This is a genomic window from Pseudomonas sp. SF2 (genome assembly GCF_036858055.1).
Taxonomy (GTDB): Bacteria; Pseudomonadota; Gammaproteobacteria; order Pseudomonadales; family Pseudomonadaceae; genus Aquipseudomonas.
The window spans coordinates 50,439-70,003 of sequence record NZ_JAMBDI010000008.1; the positions used below are offsets into that span (position 1 = coordinate 50,439).

Consider the following 19,565-nt stretch of genomic DNA (forward strand, 5'->3'; position numbering starts at 1 on the left):
TCAATCCTGTTTGTCCTTGATCGCTTTGAGTAAAGCATCTATTTCACCACGGCGGCCCTGGTCAGCCAGCTCCCGCCCGGGGCGGGGCGGTGCCTGCAAGGCCTTTTGCAGGGCAGCACGGGCTTCGGCGTAGCGGTTCTGCCGGTACAGGTGGTCGGCCCAGAAGTAGTTGCTGTCGATACCCTCGGGGTTGATCACCAATGCCTGGCGCAGCATGGCCTCGGCCTTGGTCTGGTCGCCGAAGCTCAGCGGCCAGCCGGGTACCTGATCGTACAGCGCACCCAGGCTGGTGTAGGCCGAGCCCTGCAGCGCCTTGGGGTCCATGGCCAGGGCCTTTTCCAGGCTGGTACGGGCAGCCTTGACCTTGCCCAGCGCGCCCAGCCCGCCGGTGGCACCGGCCCAACTGCTGTTGACGATGCCGTCCCAGATCAGCGGTTCGGCCGAGCCCGGGTGCTGGCGCACCAACGCCGCCGACTGCACCGCCAGGGCCTCGAACGCCCCGGCACGCTGGGCTTCGGGCAGGTTGTAGCGTATTACCGCCCAGCGCTGCTGGATGGCATTGAGTTGCTGGGTTCCGTTCTGGTCGAGGGCCCAGGTGAACGGGGCGATTGCCAGCAGGCTGGCCAGTATCAGACGCTTCATTTGCTCGACTCCTTGCTGTGCCAGGTGCTGTAGCGACGGATCAGCGGCAGTTGTTTGCGCAGGGCGCGGTCGACCACGCCCGGCAGCATGCCGTTAAGGCGCACGAAAAGTTTTTCCGGCCAGCCCAGGTACAGTTCGCTGCGCTCGGCCTGCACGGCATCGAGTACTGCCCGGGCGACATCCTGCGGGTCATCGACGCCTACCTTAAGCGCCTGGTTCAGGGCCTGCGCAGCGCTACTGTTCATCGTCGTGTGGGTGGTGCGCGGTGCGGCATATAGCACGTTCACCGAAGTGTCGGCCAGCTCGCGGCGCAGCGCCTCGGAAAACCCGCGCAAGGCAAACTTGCTGGCGCAGTAGGTGGCATAGCCGGGGTAGCCGATCGAGCCGTAGATCGAACCCACGTTCACCACCAGCGCACTGGGTTGCTCGCGCAGCAGCGGCAGGCACAGGCGGGTAAGCTGCACGGCGGCCTTGATGTTGAGATCGAACAACTCGTCCAGGGCCGCCTCGTCCATCTGTTCGAGCATGGCGAAGCGGTTGACCCCGGCAGCGTTGATCAACAGGTTGCAACAGCCCATCGCCCGCGCCGCTTCCAGCACGTCGCGGCGGCCTTCGGCGCTGCGCAGGTCGGCCTGCTGCCAAAGCAGTTGCCCAGGGTAGCGCACCATCAGCTCGGCCAGCTTGCCCTGTTGCCGGCTTACCGCCAGCACCCGGGCACCGGCGCTGCACAGCTGGTCCGCCAACTCCAGGCCGATGCCACCACTGGCGCCAGTGAGCACCGCCACGCAATCAGGCAAGCGCATGCTGTGCCTCCTGCTGCGCGGCACGCGGCAGCCCTTCGAACATGGCGGTGTAGAGGCGATACACAACCTTGGCGGCATGGATTACCGCCTGCTGGTCCTCGGGCTGGTCCAGTCGGTTCATCAGCCCGCGGTAGGTGGCCATGTGGTCCTGGTCCAGGGCGCCGTGGGAACTCAGGTAGCTGAATGCCTGGTCCGGCAGGCCAAGGCTGCTCTGCAGGGTCCCGGCAGCCTGGGTGGCCAGGGCAATACTGGTGCCTTCGAGCACATTGACCATGCCGAACAGCCCGACCGGGTTACCACGGGCAATCTGGTCGTAGAGAAATGCCACCATCAGCTCGATGGGCAACGCCGGGCGGCCGCCCGTCACTTGCTGCGGATCGCCCCCGCAGGCGGCGATGTCATCGAGAATCCAGCGCTCGTGGCCGTACTCCTCCTCGATGTACTCGCACACTGCACCGCGCAGCCACTCCAGCCGCGCCGGCAAGCGGGCGCCGCAGGCCATCATCAATGGCACGGTGTGCCGCACGTGGTGGTAGGCCTGGGTGAGGAAGGCCACATAGGCCTCGAGGCTGGCCTTGCCGGCCAGCGCGTCGCGGATGACCGGGACGTTGAACAATGCCGTACGCTCGTCGGCGGTTTCCTGTTGCAGCATATCGAAGAAAAGCATGGCAACCTCGTCGCTCATTGAAGGTCGGATAGCAAGGACTGGTAACACCGCAGGATCTGTTCGCGGCGTGGCCGGCCATTGGCGGTCAGGGTTTGCCCGGCGGCACTCAAGGGCTCGGGCAAGCGCCGCCAGGCATGTACCCGGGCATAGTCCGGCAGCCCGGCATTGGCCTGGCGGACGGCCTGTTCCAGGGTGTGATCATCGGCCTGCGGGTCCAGCGGCCAGACCAGCGCCAGGTTGTGCGCCAGGCCCTCGCCGTGTACGAACGCCTGGGCGATCACCCCGCCCTGGGTCAGTTCGGCCTCGACCCACTCGGGGTTGACGTTGCGCCCGAAGCTGGTGCTGTACTGGTGCTTCTTGCGCCCGGCCAGGTACAGGAAGCCGTCGCTGTCGAAGTGCCCCAGGTCACCGGTCGACAACCACGGCTCGCTGAAAGGTGGCTCGCCCAGGTAGCCGAGCAACGCCGAGCCGGCCACCTGCACCTCGCCATCTTCGGCAATGCGCACCTGCACATGCGGCAGCGGCCGCCCGACACTGCCCGGGCGCTGGCCGCCGGGGCGGTTGAGGCATACCACCGAGGCGCATTCGGACAGGCCGTAGCCCTCGAACACCGGTAGCCCGATGGCCTCGGCACGGGCCAGCAGGCTCGGCGCCACCCGCGCGCCGCCCACCGCCACGAAGCGCAACGGGCCAACTCGCATCAGCCCGCGTTCGATGGCGGTGACCAACCCAAGCAGCAGTTGCGGCACCAGGATCAGGCTTTCGGCACCACTCAAGGCAATGGCGCCCAGCAACTGCTTGAAGTCGACCTGGCTGGCACCGCGAAAACCCAGCTGCGCCTGCGGGTACAGGGCAATGCTCGCCCCGGCCAGCAGGGCCGCGTAAAGCCCCAGGTTTTCCAGCAGCACTGCCAGGGGCAAGACCGCCAGGTACTTGCCCGGCGCCGCAGACCGGCTGGCGGCCTCCAGTTCACGCGCTACCCGCAGCATGGCATCGGCGCTCAGGCATACGCCCTTGGGTGCACCGGTGCTGCCGGAGGTGTAGGTAATCTTCGCAGTACCCGGTGGCAAGGGCGCGCTCGCTGGCGGCTGCCGGCTCCAGAAACGCTCACCGGCACTGAAGCCGCTGGCGTGCAAGTCGTCAGCGAAGGCCTCATCGGCCAGCGCCAGCACCGCCCCGCTCTGCGCCAGGCAGTGGCGCCGCTGGGCACTGCTGAAGAACGCCGGCAGGATGACGATGGGACGCGCCGCGAACAGCGCCGCCAGGTCCCAGAACAGCGCCTCGGGGCCGTTCTCCAGGGCCAGGACGAAAGTGCCCGGTGGCTGCGCGCTCAACCAGGCCTGGCGGTGCTCGACCTCGTCCAGCAACTGTTGATAGGTGAATGACCCGGCAAGGCCCAGCAACGCCGGTTGCGCCCCTCGGTGGCGGGCATGCAGTTGCAACACGTCCCTGAACAGCTGGCATTCATGCAGCATGGCCGGCCTCCTGTACGCTCGCGGGCAAACCCAACCGCTCGAACACTCCCCCGCGGGCCAGGGCTTCATGGCCGTAGCCGATGCTGCCGACGAACACCTGCGGGTGCTGCGCGTAGTAACTGCCCCAACTGCCGGCGTCGCCGTTCAGCCGACCAGGGTCGGCCACGGCCAGCGCCGTGGGCACCAGGCCCAGGCGATGAAAGCTGTTGACCAGGGTCGCAGCCCCGGTGAAGGCCACCCACTGCAAGCCGCGGGCGGCCAGCAACCAGGTCACGGCAATGATCATGATCCGCGCACTGCCGGCGCTGAGTGCGGCCAGGTTACCCACTTCAACCAACTGCGCACGGCTCACCGGGCTGGTCGACAGCCGGGTCACGGCCACCTCCAGCGGTTCATCCAGGTAACGCTCGATGAAGGTCGGGCCACTGCTGGCCAGGCGTATGCCGGCGGCGGCCATCAAGCGTCCATGGCTGTCGTGCAGGCCGAGCAGCTCGGGCAGGTAGTGCTGCACGTCGGCGTGGTGGGCGCAGGCAAAGCGGGCATGAATGAACTGCTCCAGCTCGTCGCGCCCAGGTTCCCCCGGGAGTTTCAGCGTCAAATGGGCAAGGCGATCGCCGTGGCTACCAATAGCCAGTGGAAACAGGTTGGAGCTGTCTGCCTGGGTCATGGCTGTCCCCCTTTCAGGTCAGGTGTTGGGGGCAGTATCCGGGGGCAATCTGAAGCCAATCTGAAGTGCTACATTTGCCATTGCCCTCATGCGCACCAACAAGGAAAACAGATGCGCCACGAATTCAGCGAAGTGCTCAATGACCTGGTCGACTACTTTCTGCTTGGCGATATCCAGCTGCTCGAGCGCTTCAAGCAACAACATGAACTGCCCGACGACCTGGCCCATGCGTTCACCCATGGCGACAGCGGCGACCAGGCCGTGCGCGAAGGTATCGTGCTGCCGCTGGCCGGGGTCGACAACCTGCCCTACCGCATCCTGTTCACCCTGGACAGACACACCCCGGCCCTGCTCGAACCCGGCAGCCGCCTCAAGCACCGCCGCAATGGCTATGTGCTGCAGGTCGAGCACGGTGCGCTGATGCTGTACACCTGGCGCATCCTGCAGCACTTCACGCCCAAGACACTGGGTGACCTGATGGCGCGCTACCAGGTGCCGGGGCGGCCAATCATCGAGCTGGACAATGGCTGGTATGACGTGGAGGTGCTGGCGGGTGCGCTGGTGCGGGACGGGTTGTACGAACCGGCATTCGAGTTCGTGTTGAAGAAGCGCTGGGGGCGGGGTGAGGCTGAGGGGGTGGATACCGGGTATGCCTTTGGGCTGCGTGGCTATTTCGACTGATGGGTTGCCAATACCGGCCTCTTCGCGGGTGAACCCGCTCCCACAGGTACAGCACAGTTCTCGAAGCCTGTGTTGTACCTGTGGGAGCGGGTTCACCCGCGAAGAGGCCGGTACTGGCAGCCTAAACCTTCAGGTGTGGGTGATATCCCGGTCCTTGGTCTCCGGCAGGAAGAAAATCCCCAACACCGCCGTCATCACCGCAATCACGATCGGGTACCACAAGCCGTAATAGATATCCCCGGTCGCCGCCACCATGGCAAACGCCACCGTCGGCAGGAAACCGCCGAACCAGCCGTTGCCGATGTGGTAAGGCAGCGACATCGAGGTGTAACGGATACGCGCCGGGAACAGCTCCACCAGCCAGGCGGCGATCGGCCCGTAGACCATGGTCACGTAGACCACCAGCAGGGTCAGCAGCAACAGCACCATCGGATAATGGATCTTCGCCGGGTCGGCCTTCTCCGGGTAGCCCGCCTCTTTCAACGCCCCGATCAAGTTCGCGGTAAAGGCGTCGCTCTGCGCCTTGAAGTCCGCTGCCGCCAGGCTGCTGCCATCAAAGCTCGGCAGCACCCGCTCACCAATGCGGACCTGCGCCACGCTACCTGGTTCGGCCGCTTCGTTGGTATAGGGGATGGCCCGCTTGGCCAGCAGGCTCTTGGCGATATCGCACGAACTGGTGAATTTGGCCTTGCCCACCGGGTCGAACTGGAACGCGCACTGGCCAGGGTCGGCCATCACCACCACCGGGTTCTGCTCCTGGGCAACGAACACATCCGGGTTGCCGTACTGGGTCAGTGCCTTGAAGATCGGGAAGTAGGTCAGTGCGGCGATGATGCAGCCGGCCATGATGATTTTCTTGCGGCCGATGCGGTCGGACAGGCTGCCGAAGAAGATGAAGAACGGCGTGCCGATCAGCAGCGAACCGGCGATCAGCAGGTTGGCGGTCTGCGGCTCGATCTTGAGCATCTGCAACAGGAAGAACAGCGCATAGAACTGACCGGTGTACCACACCACGGCCTGGCCGGCGGTACCGCCGAGCAGCGACATGATCACCACCTTGAGGTTGTCCCAGCGGGCGAACGCTTCGGTCAGCGGCGCCTTGGACGCCTTGCCCTCGGCCTTCATCTTCATGAACACCGGCGACTCGTTGAGTTGCATGCGGATGTATACCGAAATCGCCAGCAGCAGGATCGACAGCAGGAACGGCACCCGCCAGCCCCAGGCCTCGAACACCTCGTTACCCATGGCCGTGCGGCAGGCCATGATCACCAGCAGCGAGAGGAACAGCCCCAGGGTGGCCGTGGTCTGGATCCAGGCGGTGAAAAAGCCGCGCCGGCCTTTGGGTGCATGTTCGGCCACGTAGGTGGCCGCGCCGCCGTACTCGCCCCCCAATGCCAGGCCCTGCAGCAGGCGCAGGGTAACCAGGATGATCGGCGCGGCCACGCCGATCGTGGTGTAGCTGGGCAGCAGGCCCACCACGGCGGTGGACAGGCCCATGATGACAATAGTGATGAGGAAGGTGTACTTGCGCCCGATCATGTCGCCCAGGCGCCCGAACACGATGGCGCCGAACGGCCGCACGGCAAAGCCGGCGGCAAAGGCCAGCAAGGCGAAGATGAACGAGGTGGTTTCATTGACCCCGGCAAAGAAGTGCTTGGCGATGATCGCCGCCAGTGAGCCGTACAGGTAGAAGTCGTACCATTCGAAGACCGTCCCAAGGGACGAGGCGAAGATGACCTTGCGCTCCTCCCGGGTGATACCGCGTTGGGGCGCGCTGCCCGTGGATGTGCTGTCGAGAACCGCCATGGGGTGCCTCCGTCTTGTCGTTATGCAGGCCGGGAGCACCTCAAATCTTTTTCACCATCGCACCCAGGCCCTGGGGGACTTGCTTTGGATATGCGAAGCACGACGAGGCGGGCCGCCTCGGATCGCAGCAAGGTCACTGAAGCATAATAGGCTTTGCCGGGATATCCACTGGCATGACCAGGCGCACAAGAGGGCTGCATGAACGATAAGGCGACACAGGGCTGGCAAGGCGATATCTGGTTGGCGGGCGATCACTGCCTGCTGCTGGCCACGCTAGGTAAAACCGACAGCCACGCGCATTACGCGCACCAGGTATTGATCGGCCTCGGTGCGGATGTCGAGGTATGCCTGGGCGAGCAGCGCTATAGCGGCCAGCAGGTGGTCATCCCGTCGCAGCAACCACACGCCATCCTCAGCCATGGCATACCCTGCCTTACCTTGTTCGCCGAGCCCCTGGCGTTCGACGTGGCAGACCTGGCACAGGTCTGCGAGCAAGCCGGCAACAGCCCTGAGCAACTGGCCGAGTGCCTGCGGCAGTGGCCCCGCCGCCCGCTCGACCCGCGCCTGAGCAAAGCACTCAAGCGCATCCGTGCGCTGGACGAACGGGCCCTGCCGGCCTACGAACTGGCCAGTACCGCCGCGCTGTCGATCAGTCAGTTGGAGCGCCTGTTCAGCGGCACGCTGGAGCTGTCGGTACGGCGCCTGGTGCTGTGGCAGCGCCTGCGCGTGGCCCTGCAATTGGCGTTGGGCGGCGCCAGCCTGACCGAAGCAGCACTGCTGGCAGGGTTTGCCGACTCGGCGCATTTTACCCGCAGCGTGCGCCGTCAGTTCGGCATGCCCCCCGGCACCGCCTTGCGTCGACTGCGCCTACGCACGTTCGGCTAACGCCTGGCGCAGTGCTGCCGGCAGCAGGGCCGGTGGTTGCGCATCGCCGCTCACCCAAGGCTCACGCAGTTGCGCCAGGTAGGCCTGCGGATAATCCGGCCGGTCACCGATCCCCATGTCGTCATCTGCCAGCGCGTAGCCTGGCAAGTACAGCACCGTGCCAAGCAGACGGTCCCATAGCGGGAAGAACAGTGCGAAGTTGACGTCACCGGTGGTGCCGTACTTCAGGTGGTGCAGGCGGTGCACCGGCGCCCAGGCGAACACATGGCGCAAGCCGCCGATGCGCATGTCCACGTTGCCGTGCTGCAGCAACAACTGGATCGACACGCTGAACGCCAGCAGTGTAGCCACCTCGACAGGTAGGCCGAGCACCAGCAACGGCAGAGTCCCGCCCAGGGTTTCGAGCAGTTGGTGCACGGGGTGTTTCAGCAAGCCGTTGAAGCCGTACAGCCGGGTGACGCTGTGGTGTACCGCATGCAGCCGCCACAGCAGCGGGCTGCGGTGGCTGGCGTAATGCACCAGGGTGATGCCCAGGTCCGCTACCACGATTGCCAACAGCAACTGCAAGGCCAGCGGCCAATGGACGGGCCACAGGTCGGTTGCCGGGAAGCAGCTGGCCAGCAGTGGGATGGATGCCACGCTGGAGAGGGTCAGGCACTCGTTGACCAGGGCATGGCAAAGGTCACGTCGGCCCTCGCCTTGCGTCTGGTTCCAGGCGGTCTTGTAAGGGATGAGCCATTCGCAGGTGAATGACAGCAACACAGCGCTGGCCAGCAGTGGCAACAGCCACAGCGGGCGGGTTGCCAGCGCCAGTGCAGCGGCGATGAAACCGAAGAAGAACAATGGGGCGTAGAGGATACGCATGGGTGGCTCCAGGCAAGTTGGAGCCGCCAGTGTTGGCCCAGGGGCAAGGTGGGCGCTTGAACGAACGGCGCATGTAAGCCCCACGCGCGCCTACAGGGACCGTAGCCAGTTTCAAGCGAACGTTTAGCGCAAGAACTGTACGACCTCTGCCAATACCCGCTCAGCCTGCTCTCGGTGCGGTACATGCCCACAGCCCTGCAGCAACCGCATCACCCCCGGCCCGCCAGCCAGCGCCATCAGCCGTTCGGGATGTGCAGGCGAGCCGAACTCGTCGTTATCGCCATGCAGGCTCAACAGCGGGCAGCGTACCTGCGGCAGCACCTCATCCAGGCTCCAGCCGGCAAAGTCCTCGGCCAGCCAGTTGTCCACCCAGGCGCGCAATACCCACTCGGCCTTGTCGCCATGGTAGCGCTCCAGCCGTTGCAACTGCCCGGGTTCGGCAAACTGCCGGTCGGCCACGCGAATGCCTTCAAGGGTACGGGCCTCGACAAACGCCTGCGCCGATTCGGTAATCAGCCCCGTACAGTGGCTGGCGAAGGCCGCCGCACAGGCCACAGCCATGCCGCCGCCCACGCTGTGGCCGAAGACAATGAAATCGCCAATGCCAAAATACGCGCGCAACGCCGTGAACCCCTGCTGCGCCTCGCCCTCGACAAAGCCCAGGCGCAACCTGCCCGGGTGGGCGTCGGAGCGGCCAAAGCCCAGGCGGTCGTAGGCGATTACCCGGTGCCCGGTGGTTTGCGCAAGCTGCGCCGGAAACTCGCGCCACAAGGCGACGCAACCCAGCGAATCATGCAGCAGGACGATCGGTGCACCCTGCGCCTGCAAAGGCGCCCATTCCTGGGCGAACAGCTTGCCTTGCGCGGTGTCGATCCAGTGCTCGCGGGTGTGCAGGTCAGTCATGGAGCCCTCGTTGCCAGTACCGGCCCTTTCAGCTCGACCTGGTTGCCGTCCGGGTCGTAGCAGTACAGCGACAGCCCCTCGCCTTCAGCGCCATAGCGCTTTTCGGCAGGTTCAACCTCAACCCCCGCGGCTTGCAGGTAGGCCTTCAGTGCCGGCTCATCGAACGGCTCGATGCGCAGGCAGAAATGGTGCAGGTTGCGCCCCTCGGCCCCCGGCGCCGCCCCGCCAGGCTGCCCCAGGGGACCGTCCAGGGTCACCAGGTCGATCATCGCCGTGCCGGTGGCCAGGTGGACCATACCCAGGTCTTCGCGCACGCGGCTGACCGTGCAGCCGAGCAGCTCGGTGTAGAAGGCAACGCTGCGCTCCAGGTCGCTGACCCGCAGAACGAGGTGGTCGATGTGCTTGATGGCGAATGGTCGCATGCCGGGGCTCCTTGTGGCTGCTGGATTCCTGTAGAGGATCGCTGCGAAGAATCAGCGCGGTGTATGGCACCGGCTGCGCCGGTGTTCGCGGCTAAAGCCGCTCCCACAGCCACCATAGCCCAGGTCCGCACGGCATGACCAGACTCACCTACTCGTTCACCAACCGTTGCAGCACGTCCCCTTCATGACGGGCCAGGATGCGCAACAATTGGTCGACCAGCGCCCGGTCCGGCGCATCCAGATGGAAGTGGTGCCCGCCCGGATGCCAGGAGATCTTCGCCTGGCTGGGCAAGGCCGCCTGGCGCCGGGTAAAGGCCTCACCGGTGAATGCCCCCTGGCGGCCGAACAGCAGGTACAACGGGCAACGGATCTGGCTGAGCAGGTCGCAGGCTTCGCGCTCGGTCAGCGGCATGGGCTCAGGCAGTACCAGGCGCGGGTCGTGGCGCCAGCAATAACCCTCGCCCAACTGCAGCAGGTCACGCAGCGCCAGCAGCCGTGCAGCTCCTTCCGACAGCTCGGTGTCCAGGCGCTCGCGGCGTTGCTCCAGGGCCGTTTCAAGGTCCTCGAAACGGTCGACGGCCGGCTCGGCAAAGCCCTGCAACTGACTGCGCTGCACCATGCGCTTGAGCCGGTAGGCCCGGGCCAGGTGTTGCACGCGATCATCCTCGGCCACCGTGAACGGTGCACCCATGCCGTCGAGGAAGGTCATGCTGGCGATACCGCTGGTCATGGCCGCCAGCAGCGACGCCACCCCGGTACCCATGCCATGCGCCAACACATGGAATTGCGCCAGCCCCAGGCTGTCGGTCACCGCCAGCATGTCCTCGGCATGTTCCCACAGGTAGTAGCCACTGTCGTGGCGACGATGGTCCGAACGGCCGTGGCCGACCAGGTCGGGGGCCACGACGAAGCAGCCCTCCAGCAATGGCCCCAGGCGTTCGAACGAGGCCGCATTATCCAGCCAGCCATGCACGGCCAGCACAGGAATGCCGTCTTCCGGCCCCCAAGTCCGTACCGCAATCTCAATACCGTCGAGGTCCAGCAGGTAATCCTTGGGACTGCATAGCGAATGCATCGTAGTTCTCCCTGACAGAGTGCCGACCTAAGGCCAGGCATCATGGCGCCGGCTCCACTGCAATGCGCCGGCGTCCCCACACAGCATGCCTACGCCATGCCGTAGTCCACCATCTCCCACCAGCCCTGCCCGCGCTGCTCCCCTACCGACGCTCTCGTGCACAGGACCGACCTGTGCATTCAACTAAATACCACCGCATGCCGAGCCGAATCCTTTCGACTGATGCCTCCACTGACCTTGGAGCATTCAACATGTCCACCCCTCCCGTGCCTTTCCATCAGGCCCAGATCGTTCGTAGCCTGCCTGCCTGGGCCCGAACAATGCACCCCGACCATACCCGCCGCGTCGTGCAGAGCGTGCGCAAGGACTACCTCGACGAAAACGGCTCGCCTTACGCCTGGTACGCTGCGGCCAGCGCTGAAGATCAAGCACATGTACGACAGCTGATTGACACTCGCGATGCCGGCTTCAAGGCACTGCGAGTCGCGCTCAAGGACTTCAGGCAGATCAGCGAATTCTGCAAGCCTTTGCTAGAGAGCCGGTTGGGCCCGAATATCAACGTGGACAAAGCCCAATATCTGCACCAACCGTTCAAGGTGTACACCACGCTGGTGAATCCCCCCGGCCTCGATATTTCACTCGGCGGCGACGACGCGTACATTGAGCGCCCCGAAGGGCCGCCACAGAAGCGCTCGCTGCTGGAGGCCGCACTGCACAACTTCGAAGGGCCAGACGAAGTGGGGCCGTTCGATGCCCTGACCCTTGGCCCGAACGACAACGCATCACGTCCCGGCCTCGAACCCGAAGCGTTCGTCAGCCTTTGCCGAAGCCTGGACCTGGGTCGGCAGTACCAGGACCACCTGCAGAGCATTTATGAAGGCCCCGGACAGGCCACGATCGAGCAGCTATGGATCGATGCAAGCCGGCAGGCACTGAAAACCGAGGCAATGATCGCTTATCTCAAAGGCCTGTTGACGCTCAAAGGTCGCGATGCTTTGGTACAGCTGTGCAACAACGAAAATACACCGCGGTACGGCGATCAAAAGCTTCACTGCTGGCGCTTCAGCCTGTTCGGCATCCCGATTCATGAGGTACTGCTGATTGGCCCCGATGAAGCCGACCAGAGCAATCCCTGCATGCTCTACATTCCCCAGGATACCCAACACCCGGTAAGGGAATTCACTTCCTTGCGGGAAGCCGGCACCCACGTACGTCAACGCCTGCTGCAAACCACCTATCGCCACCACTTGATCAGCTTCGCTTACAAGGACAGCCAGGTCGACCTTGGCCGCAAGCTCGAAAATGCCCTGTTCGAGCAAAGCGCTTCAACGCGCAAACCCAAGAAAAAACCTGAACTGCACTTCAATCGAACGAGCCTGCCCCATCCCGTCTGGCAAGTGCTTTACAAGGACCACAAGCGCCGTCTCAAGGCAGATGCCAGAGCGATCGCGGTGCCGACCGCCGATGCCAATGCCAAGGCACGCAAGGAACGGCTGCAGCAATGGCTGGACGCAGGCATGAACCTGCTGAACGTGGCCGCCTTCTTTGTGCCTGGGCTGGATGCCGCGATGCTTGGGGTATTTGCCTACGATCTCATGGATTCGGTGTTCACCGGGTTCGAGGCCTGGGAAGACGGCGATACCCAGGAAGCGCTGCAGCAACTGGAGTCGCTGGCCATCAATGCCGCCGTGGTTGCCGGTTTCGCCGTCGGCAGTCAGGCCGTCAAGGCATCGGGGTTCGTCGATGCCTTGAACAGTGTCTGGAAAGATGGCCGCGAACGGCTTTGGCATCCCGACATGAGCCCTTACAGCACCTTGAAGGCGTTGCCAGAGGATGCACTGCCTGATTCCCAAGGGCATTACATCATCGATGACAAACCCCATGTCCGGCTTCAAGGCAAACTGTATGAAGCGTTCGAAACCGACGGACAGTGGCGTGTGCGCCACCCGAACGACCCCGATGCCTACTCCCCTGTCTTGCACTACCTGGGTGACCAGCGCTGGCAACTGGCCCACGACAACCCGCTGGAATGGGACGATACGCAGTTGCTTGAGGCGCTGGGCCGGTTCAGCCAAGGGCTGGATGCCTCGGAGCGTCTTACCGCCTTGCGTATTACCGAAGTCGATGCATCCATCTTGCGCCGTAGCCAGGTCACCAGCTCCCGGCCGCCGGTTTTGCTGGCCGATGCCATGCTGCGGCTGAAACTGGATAACGACGTCCAGAGCATCATCACCCGGGTGCGTCATGGCATGCCCTTGGCTGCACACATGAACTTCGCGCTGCCAGAACTGGTAAGCCTGCCAGGCTGGCCAGCGCGCTACAGACTGAAGGTGTTCACCGGTGCCGAAAAATGGGGGGACGCAGTCTACTTCGGCACACAGCCAAAAACCGACACGTTGCAGATCGAGATCAGCCGCTCGGAACTCGACGAAGGCAAACTGAGCGAGGTTGTCCTGGCAGGGTTGGCCGAAGACGCCATACAACAGTTGCTGCCAGATACGCCAGCAGAGCAGCGCCCGAGCGCCCTGAACGAGCGATTGGCCAACCGCCTGACAGCGCGTCGTAGCGAAGTATTGGCGAGCATGCTGGAAAGCCATCGACCGTCGCTTGGCGACGAAGCGCAGACCCTGGGCCGCCAGTTTCCCGGTTTGCCTGACAATGCCCTGGAGGAACTCGTCAAGCTTGCCGGCAGCACCGAGCGCGAACGCATGAAGAGTGGGCGTGTGCCCTTGCGCGTGGCTGAAGAAGCCCGCTACCTGCAAGCCCGAGCCCGCCTTGATCGGGCCTTGCTTGGCCTCTATCGACCAGGCCTGAGCAGCGCCGACAGCCAACTGCTGCGTGACGCATTGGCAGCCAGGCAGCCGCAAGCCAGTGACGCCGAACTGCTGGCCAGCGCCCTCGCCGACCGCCCGGGCTGCGCCACGCTGCTTGGGCAGCAACCCATCAAGCCAGGCTTTCGCTCGCCCATGCGCCTGGCACATGGGCAAATCGGTTACCCGCTCAGTGGTCGAGGGGCAGGCCCGCTCAGCGCGAGTGCCGCGACACGTCGACTCAGATTGCTTTTCCCCTCACTGAGCCGCAGCCAGATCAGCGCGCTGCAGCTCGAACTGAGCCAGACCGGTGACCTGGGCTCGGCTATCCGGCAACTGCAGTCAGATTGGCACGGTCTGGAACGCTACCTGTATGAATGGTACAGGAACACGGACAGCCTCATTGATCTGATGGAGCGACAGCAATGCGCCGAATACCTCAAGAATGCCTGGCGGCGGGAGGGGCCCGGCAACCAGGGCACGCTCGTCCTGGAGCGAATACATTTGTCCGAGTTGCCAGCGATCACGGCCCGCTTGCCCCATATCCGTGAACTCAGGCTGAGGGGGCTGGGGCTGCAGCGACTGGACACCACATTCCTGTCCTGCTTCCCCAACCTGCAAGTACTGGAAGTGACCGGCAACCCGGAAATCGAGGCAGAAGCGCTGTTCCAGGCACTTGAATCGGTGCCCAGGCTGCGCACGCTGGAACTGGTCGGCAACACCCTTGCTACTCTCTCACCGACCGCACGGCGAGTGCTGGCTGCGATGCCAGACCTGCGCCAGCTGAATCTGAACCGCAACCAGCTGACACTGGATCAGGCGACATTGGCGTTCCTGTGCCGCCGGCCGCTGGAGGTCCTGACGCTGCGGAGCAATCGCATCACGCTCGATGAAAACCTCGCCACGCGCTTTCAGGACATGATCCATCTGCAGCGACTGGACCTGGGCTTCAACCCGCTACAGATCGCGCCTGATGTGAGCTACATGGCGCGGCTGCAACACCTGGACCTGTACAACTGCGATCTGCAGGCATTGCCCACTGGCCTGACCACCCTGATGAGCCAGTCACAGTACCAGTTGCGCTACCTGGAGCTCTCATCCAACCGCATTCACCATGTTCCGGACCTGGCAAGCATCCTGCGCAGCCCCTATGCCCGGGACGTCGCCGCCCGCTTGCCCCAACGCCGCTGGCTGTTCAACTACAACAATCTCGAAGCCGAGTCGGCCAGGCGTCTACGAGCCAGCGGCGTCAATATCTACGAGCACACATTCGAACGGCCAGGGTGGCAAGGGCTCTGGCGCGATTCTGCGACCGACCATCAGAACCAGCTGTGGTCCGACCTGTTCGATCAGAACGACCATGGCGACCTGCAAGCGGTGCTGGAACGCCTGGCCAGTTCGGTGGAAGCGCGAAGAGATCCGGAAGGCTTGCAGGTGCGTGTATGGGCACTGTTGGAGCAGGCCCACCAGGATACAGTGCTGCGCGAGCGGCTGAACGAGGTGGCGCAAGCCTTCCCCCCTACCTGCGGTGATGCCGGCGCCGATGCATTCAGCGCCCTGGAAGTGGAACTGCTGGCCAATCAGGCGTCAAGGCAGGCACGAAACACGGCCAAGCCGCTGTTCGACCTTTACCGCAAGCTGTATCGTCGCGAGAAAGTCAACGAACTGGCCGATCGCATCAGCCTGCAACGCGCCTTGCGCAAGCAGGCGCTGCAGAGAAATGCCACGGACGAACAGTTACCGGCTCATGACGTGCTGGATGTCCCGGCGGCGTTCCCCGATACGGACCTTGCCACGGGCCTGGTCGACGATATCGAAGTCCGCCTGGCACTGCGCCAGTCCTTGACCGCTGAGCTTGATTTTCCCGAACCAAGCAGCGGCATGCTCTATCGGAATACCGCAAGGATCAACCAGCAGATCATCGACAACGTGCGCGATGCCGTGCTCGAACTCGATGCCGACACCACCGCCCGCCAGCAGTGGATGACCGAACAGCCGGTCTGGGTTGACTACCTCAAGCGCCAATATGCCAGCCAGTTCGAAGCCATTACCGACTTCTGGCGCCCGGGCCTCGATTACCTCTTTTATTGCCTGGATGAAAGCCAGGAGCCGATCACTCACCTGGACAACGCGATATTGCGTGCATTGGCCCCGGAAATGCCTACCCCTGCGCTGGACGAAAACGGCACGCTACGTCGGGTTCCTCTCAATGAGGCCGCCTATGTCAAGGCCACGAACGCCTTGACCCACGAACAGCAACAGGTGGAAGCCGGGCTGTTGTTGAGCCTTACCCGGCAAGTGGAAGTCCTCGGTACCTGAACGCTGATCAATGACCCCGCAGGTCTTCGAAGAAGGCCTGCCGCCCATCCACCTGGCTAGACGCACGAGGCGCGGCCGCCGCCTCTGCGTTGGCCGCCTCCACATGCCAATAGCAGTGCCTGACCGCGCGGGTTACCGCCACGTAGGCCAGGCGCTGCACCTCTTCTTTCTGCGCAGTATCGAAGGGTTGAGCATCACCGGCCTTGCCCAGCCCGGCCTGGCGATACACCTGGTTCTTGTAGGGCGAGCTGGTCAGGTACTGGCAGTCGCCCAGCATGAACACTGCATCGGCCTGCAAGCCCTTGGCACTGTGGTAGGTCAACTGGCGCAGCCGGCGTTGCTCGGCGGGCAACGCGGCCTCGGCTTGCAGCACGCTTTGCAGGTGGTCGTTCATCAGCGCCCTGTCGCTGCCCTTGCGGTACAGCATCATCACCGTCTCGCCACGCTGGTAGTGCTCGATCAGCGTTTCACCCAAGGCGGCCTCGTCTCGGTCGAACACCTTGACCGGCGAGCCTGGCACCTCGGCCGCCGGGCCACTGGCGCGGGCTTTCTTGCCGGCAATCGCCGGGGTGCCCTTGACCAAGTGTTCGGCCGCGTCGATCACTTGCTGCTGGCAACGGTAGTTGTCGACCAGCATCACCCGCGTGTTGGCCGGCGACGGGAAGGCCTTGGTGAACTCCATGAAGTACTTGGGCGAACTGCCGCGCCAGCCGTAGATCGACTGCCAGTCGTCGCCCACGCACAGCAGTGACGAATGCCGGGCATTGCGCCCGGTGTGCATCGCCGGGCCGCGCCGGCGGATCTCGGCAAGGCTGGCGCGCAGCCAGCTGACGATCTGCGGCGACACATCCTGGAATTCGTCGATCATCAGGTGCGCCAGCGGCCGCAGCAGCGGGTCGGGCAGCAGCTGCAGGTTTTCCGGGTTGTTCTCGCCGAACAAAGCGAACATGCGGTTGTAGCTCATCACCGGCGGCGACTGGTCCAGCAGGTGCGCCTCCAGGGCCTTCCAGTACAGGGCCAGGGCCTCGAAGAACAGCGCATCGCTGTCGCCGGAAGGGAAGCTCATCGCCGCCACGGCAGTGTTCACGTCCAGGCCCAGGTTCTCGATGAAGTTCGCCGCTCCGACAAAGGCATCGAGCAGTGGCGCCGGGGCCAGCTCGCCCTTGACCTTGTATTCGAAGCCGGGGCCGGCTACGGCATCACCGGCCAGCGAGGCTGCCAGGCGCCGGGCCATGGCGTAGTTGTCGAGCCAGATCAGCGGCTGGTCGCAGAAGGCCTGCAACAGGGTGCGCTTGACCGCCCACTCGGCGCGCACCGCCAGCTTGGCGCCGGGGCGCTGGTACTGCGCGCTTTCCGACGGGTCGAAGCCGAGCACCAGCAAAGGCCCCTGGCCGGCCAGACGGCCATGCACATGGAAGCGGCTGCCACGGATCTCGATGGTCTCGCGGCAGGGTTCGATGCCGTTGATCGGCCAGGCGCCGGCGGCGAACCACAGGTCCTCGATCACGTCGCACAGCTCTTCGTCGCGCTGGGCAGCCAGCTGGGTTACCTGCGCGCGCTTCTGCACATCGGGGTTATTGGGGTCCAGCGGTTTCAGCTGCAGGGCTTCGTTGCGCAACAGGCCAACCAGCTCGGCAAAACGTGGGCTTTCGCCCAGCAGGGTGCTGTAACACTGGTTCAGTTGCTGGCGCTGGGCATCGTTCAGGCGCAGGTCGAACGGGTTGCTGTCGGCCTCGGCCTCGCGCCCGGCCGGCATCTCGTTGCCCAGCGTCTCGAACGCGCGCACCTGGCCAAAGCCAGGCAGGCTGCGCACCAGCGGCAGGATACGCGAATGAAAGGTGCGCACCAGCTCGCGTGCCTGCTGCGGCTGCAGGTTGATCTGCCACAGGGTGAACACCTGCAGCAGGCGCTTGATGAAGTCCTTGCGCGACTCGCGGGTGAAGGTGACCACGGTCATCGCGTCCAGTTCATAGCCCAGGTAATGGCGCAACAGCAGGATGCGCAGTACCAGCGAGGTGGACTTGCCCGCCCCGGCCCCGGCCACCACGCAGGTGGACGGCGTATCGCTGAAAATCAGCTTCCATTGCGCGGCACTGGGTTGCGCCTCGGCGGGCAGGCGCTGGGCGACATCGGCCTTGAAACGCTTTTTCAGCTCGGTGGTCAGGGGCAGGCGCCAGTCATCGAACAGGTTGTCATCCTGGCCCGGCACGGCGGCGGTGTCGGGGCGGGTATCGCGGATTACCAGCACCTGGCGCCCAGCCTCGTAGCCCTCCACCCGCCCGCGCTCGAACCCTTCACGCACGCCATCGGCATGGCCACTGCGTTGGCCGCTGGCATGGCCGAGGAACCAGGAGTCGCGGTGCTGGGCCTGCAGGCGGGTCAGGCCACGCCCCAGCAGGCGGGCCGCCAGGCGGCGCAACCAGGGCAGTTGGGCAGGAGGGGTAAGGTCGGCGGGGGCCTGGGGTTGCTCGTGGGCCACGGTCACTCCGTTGAAAAACAAAATCAGCGGGCATGTTCGCCGCATCGACAAAAAATCGCCAGCGAATGCTTGCAGATCAGTGGATTAGGCGATGAAGCGGATAAAACACCCCATCCAAACAAATCAAATTTACTGATAATTTTAAGCCGATATTTACGCTTATTTTCGATGTTTCTTTAGCGCATCATGGCGTCATTCCACTGATTCAAGGAGCACGACCATGCTGCAACTGCGACCTTTCGAAAGCCTCGGCCACGCCAACCATGGCTGGCTCGATGCCCACCACCATTTCTCGTTTGCCGAGTACTACGACCCGGCGCGCATGCACTGGGGTAACCTGCGGGTATGGAACGACGACCTGATCGCTGCCGGCAGCGGCTTCCCGCCGCACCCGCACCGCGACATGGAAATCATCACCTATGTGCGTGAAGGCGCGATCAGCCACCAGGACAGCCTGGGTAACAAAGGCCGCACCGAAGCCGGTGACGTGCAAGTGATGAGCGCCGGTACCGGCATCGTGCACAGCGAGTACAACCTGGAAGACGTCGACACGCGTATTTTCCAGATCTGGATCGTGCCGGAGCGCACCGGTGAAGCACCGCAGTGGGGTACCCGGCCGTTCCCCAAAGGTGAGCGTGGCGAAGGCTTCGTGACCCTGGCCAGCGGCCGCGCGGGCGATGAAGACAGCCTGCAGATCCGCACCGATGCGCGATTGGTGGCTGCCACCCTGCGTGCCGGTGAAACTGCCGAGTACCGCTTCGATGCCGCACGCCGGGGTTACCTGGTGCCGGCCAAGGGGCTGGTGGAGGTCAACGGGCTGCGGGCCAAGGCGCGCGATGGTGTGGCGATCGAGCAGGAGGAGGTGCTGCGGGTGACCGCCATCGAGGACAGCGAGATCGTACTGGTGGATGTGGCCTGATGGATCGGGCCAGTTCAGGCTGCCTTGTACTGCCTGCACTGGCCTCATCGCCGGCAAGCCAGCTAACACAGGAACCATGCAGGCCTGAAAATTGATGTAAGGCCTGTACGGTCCCTGTGGGAGCTGGCTTGCTCAATTTCTAAAAGCT

The 19,565-nt window shown here is 64.2% G+C and carries 15 protein-coding genes; 4 read left to right on the top strand and 11 right to left on the bottom strand.

Features of this window, described 5'->3' with window-relative positions; all coding sequences use genetic code 11:
* From M2S36_RS05695 to M2S36_RS05715, 5 genes are read right to left on the bottom strand one after another with little or no spacing between them, the layout of a single operon-like run.
* Positions 1-642, bottom strand: a complete 642-nt coding sequence (locus M2S36_RS05695; RefSeq protein ID WP_333956830.1) for a hypothetical protein — start codon at positions 640-642, stop codon at positions 1-3.
* Positions 639-1,445: an SDR family oxidoreductase gene (locus M2S36_RS05700; RefSeq protein ID WP_207836103.1), complete on the bottom strand. Its 807-nt coding sequence runs from the start codon at positions 1,443-1,445 to the stop codon at positions 639-641. Before M2S36_RS05700 ends, M2S36_RS05695 begins: the two co-directional genes overlap by 4 nt.
* Positions 1,432-2,112 carry a TenA family transcriptional regulator gene (locus M2S36_RS05705; protein ID WP_333956831.1) on the bottom strand — a complete coding sequence of 227 codons (681 nt, stop codon included), beginning with the start codon at positions 2,110-2,112 and terminating at the stop codon, positions 1,432-1,434. The genes M2S36_RS05700 and M2S36_RS05705 overlap by 14 nt, the downstream gene beginning before the upstream one ends.
* Before the next feature lie 14 nt (positions 2,113-2,126).
* Positions 2,127-3,587 carry an AMP-binding protein gene (locus M2S36_RS05710; protein ID WP_233687980.1) on the bottom strand — a complete coding sequence of 487 codons (1,461 nt, stop codon included), beginning with the start codon at positions 3,585-3,587 and terminating at the stop codon, positions 2,127-2,129.
* Entirely contained in the window at positions 3,577-4,254 is a 678-nt protein-coding gene (locus M2S36_RS05715; protein WP_207836113.1) for a thermostable hemolysin, read from the bottom strand. Before M2S36_RS05715 ends, M2S36_RS05710 begins: the two co-directional genes overlap by 11 nt.
* A gap of 111 nt (positions 4,255-4,365) precedes the next feature.
* On the opposite strand from M2S36_RS05715, the gene M2S36_RS05720 reads away from it, so the two are divergent.
* Positions 4,366-4,935: a hypothetical protein gene (locus M2S36_RS05720; protein WP_233687981.1), complete on the top strand. Its 570-nt coding sequence runs from the start codon at positions 4,366-4,368 to the stop codon at positions 4,933-4,935.
* Positions 4,936-5,064: 129 nt separating this feature from the next.
* Here M2S36_RS05720 and M2S36_RS05725 read toward each other — a convergent pair whose 3' ends face one another.
* Positions 5,065-6,741, bottom strand: coding sequence for an MFS transporter (locus tag M2S36_RS05725; protein ID WP_233693534.1), 1,677 nt, complete (start codon positions 6,739-6,741; stop codon positions 5,065-5,067).
* A 198-nt stretch (positions 6,742-6,939) separates the two neighbouring features.
* Here M2S36_RS05725 and M2S36_RS05730 point away from each other — a divergent pair, with 198 nt between their 5' ends.
* Entirely contained in the window at positions 6,940-7,626 is a 687-nt protein-coding gene (locus M2S36_RS05730) for an AraC family transcriptional regulator (RefSeq protein ID WP_207836122.1), read from the top strand.
* Here the strand turns inward: M2S36_RS05730 and M2S36_RS05735 are convergent.
* The 4 genes from M2S36_RS05735 to M2S36_RS05750 all read right to left on the bottom strand — a co-directional run bounded on the left by M2S36_RS05735 (position 7,609) and on the right by M2S36_RS05750 (position 10,890).
* Positions 7,609-8,490, bottom strand: coding sequence for a sterol desaturase family protein (locus tag M2S36_RS05735; protein ID WP_233693536.1), 882 nt, complete (start codon positions 8,488-8,490; stop codon positions 7,609-7,611). The genes M2S36_RS05730 and M2S36_RS05735 overlap by 18 nt on opposite strands.
* 123 nt (positions 8,491-8,613) lie before the next feature.
* The gene (locus M2S36_RS05740) at positions 8,614-9,393 is read right to left on the bottom strand and encodes an alpha/beta fold hydrolase (RefSeq protein ID WP_233693537.1); all 780 of its coding nucleotides are present in this window, start codon (positions 9,391-9,393) and stop codon (positions 8,614-8,616) included.
* Complete coding sequence (locus tag M2S36_RS05745) at positions 9,390-9,815, bottom strand: VOC family protein (RefSeq protein WP_207836130.1); 426 nt, start codon at positions 9,813-9,815, stop codon at positions 9,390-9,392. Before M2S36_RS05745 ends, M2S36_RS05740 begins: the two co-directional genes overlap by 4 nt.
* Before the next feature lie 148 nt (positions 9,816-9,963).
* On the bottom strand, positions 9,964-10,890 hold the full coding sequence (locus M2S36_RS05750) for an alpha/beta fold hydrolase (RefSeq protein WP_207836139.1): 927 nt from the start codon (positions 10,888-10,890) through the stop codon (positions 9,964-9,966).
* 251 nt (positions 10,891-11,141) lie between these two features.
* On the opposite strand from M2S36_RS05750, the gene M2S36_RS05755 reads away from it, so the two are divergent.
* On the top strand, positions 11,142-16,019 hold the full coding sequence (locus M2S36_RS05755; protein WP_333956832.1) for an NEL-type E3 ubiquitin ligase domain-containing protein: 4,878 nt from the start codon (positions 11,142-11,144) through the stop codon (positions 16,017-16,019).
* Positions 16,020-16,026: 7 nt separating this feature from the next.
* Here the strand turns inward: M2S36_RS05755 and M2S36_RS05760 are convergent, their stop codons facing one another.
* The gene (locus M2S36_RS05760; protein WP_333956833.1) at positions 16,027-18,543 is read right to left on the bottom strand and encodes a UvrD-helicase domain-containing protein; all 2,517 of its coding nucleotides are present in this window, start codon (positions 18,541-18,543) and stop codon (positions 16,027-16,029) included.
* A gap of 175 nt (positions 18,544-18,718) precedes the next feature.
* Between M2S36_RS05760 and M2S36_RS05765 the strand changes: the two genes are divergently transcribed.
* Positions 18,719-19,417 carry a pirin family protein gene (locus M2S36_RS05765; RefSeq protein ID WP_063913719.1) on the top strand — a complete coding sequence of 233 codons (699 nt, stop codon included), beginning with the start codon at positions 18,719-18,721 and terminating at the stop codon, positions 19,415-19,417.
* The last annotated feature ends 148 nt before the right edge of the window (positions 19,418-19,565 follow it).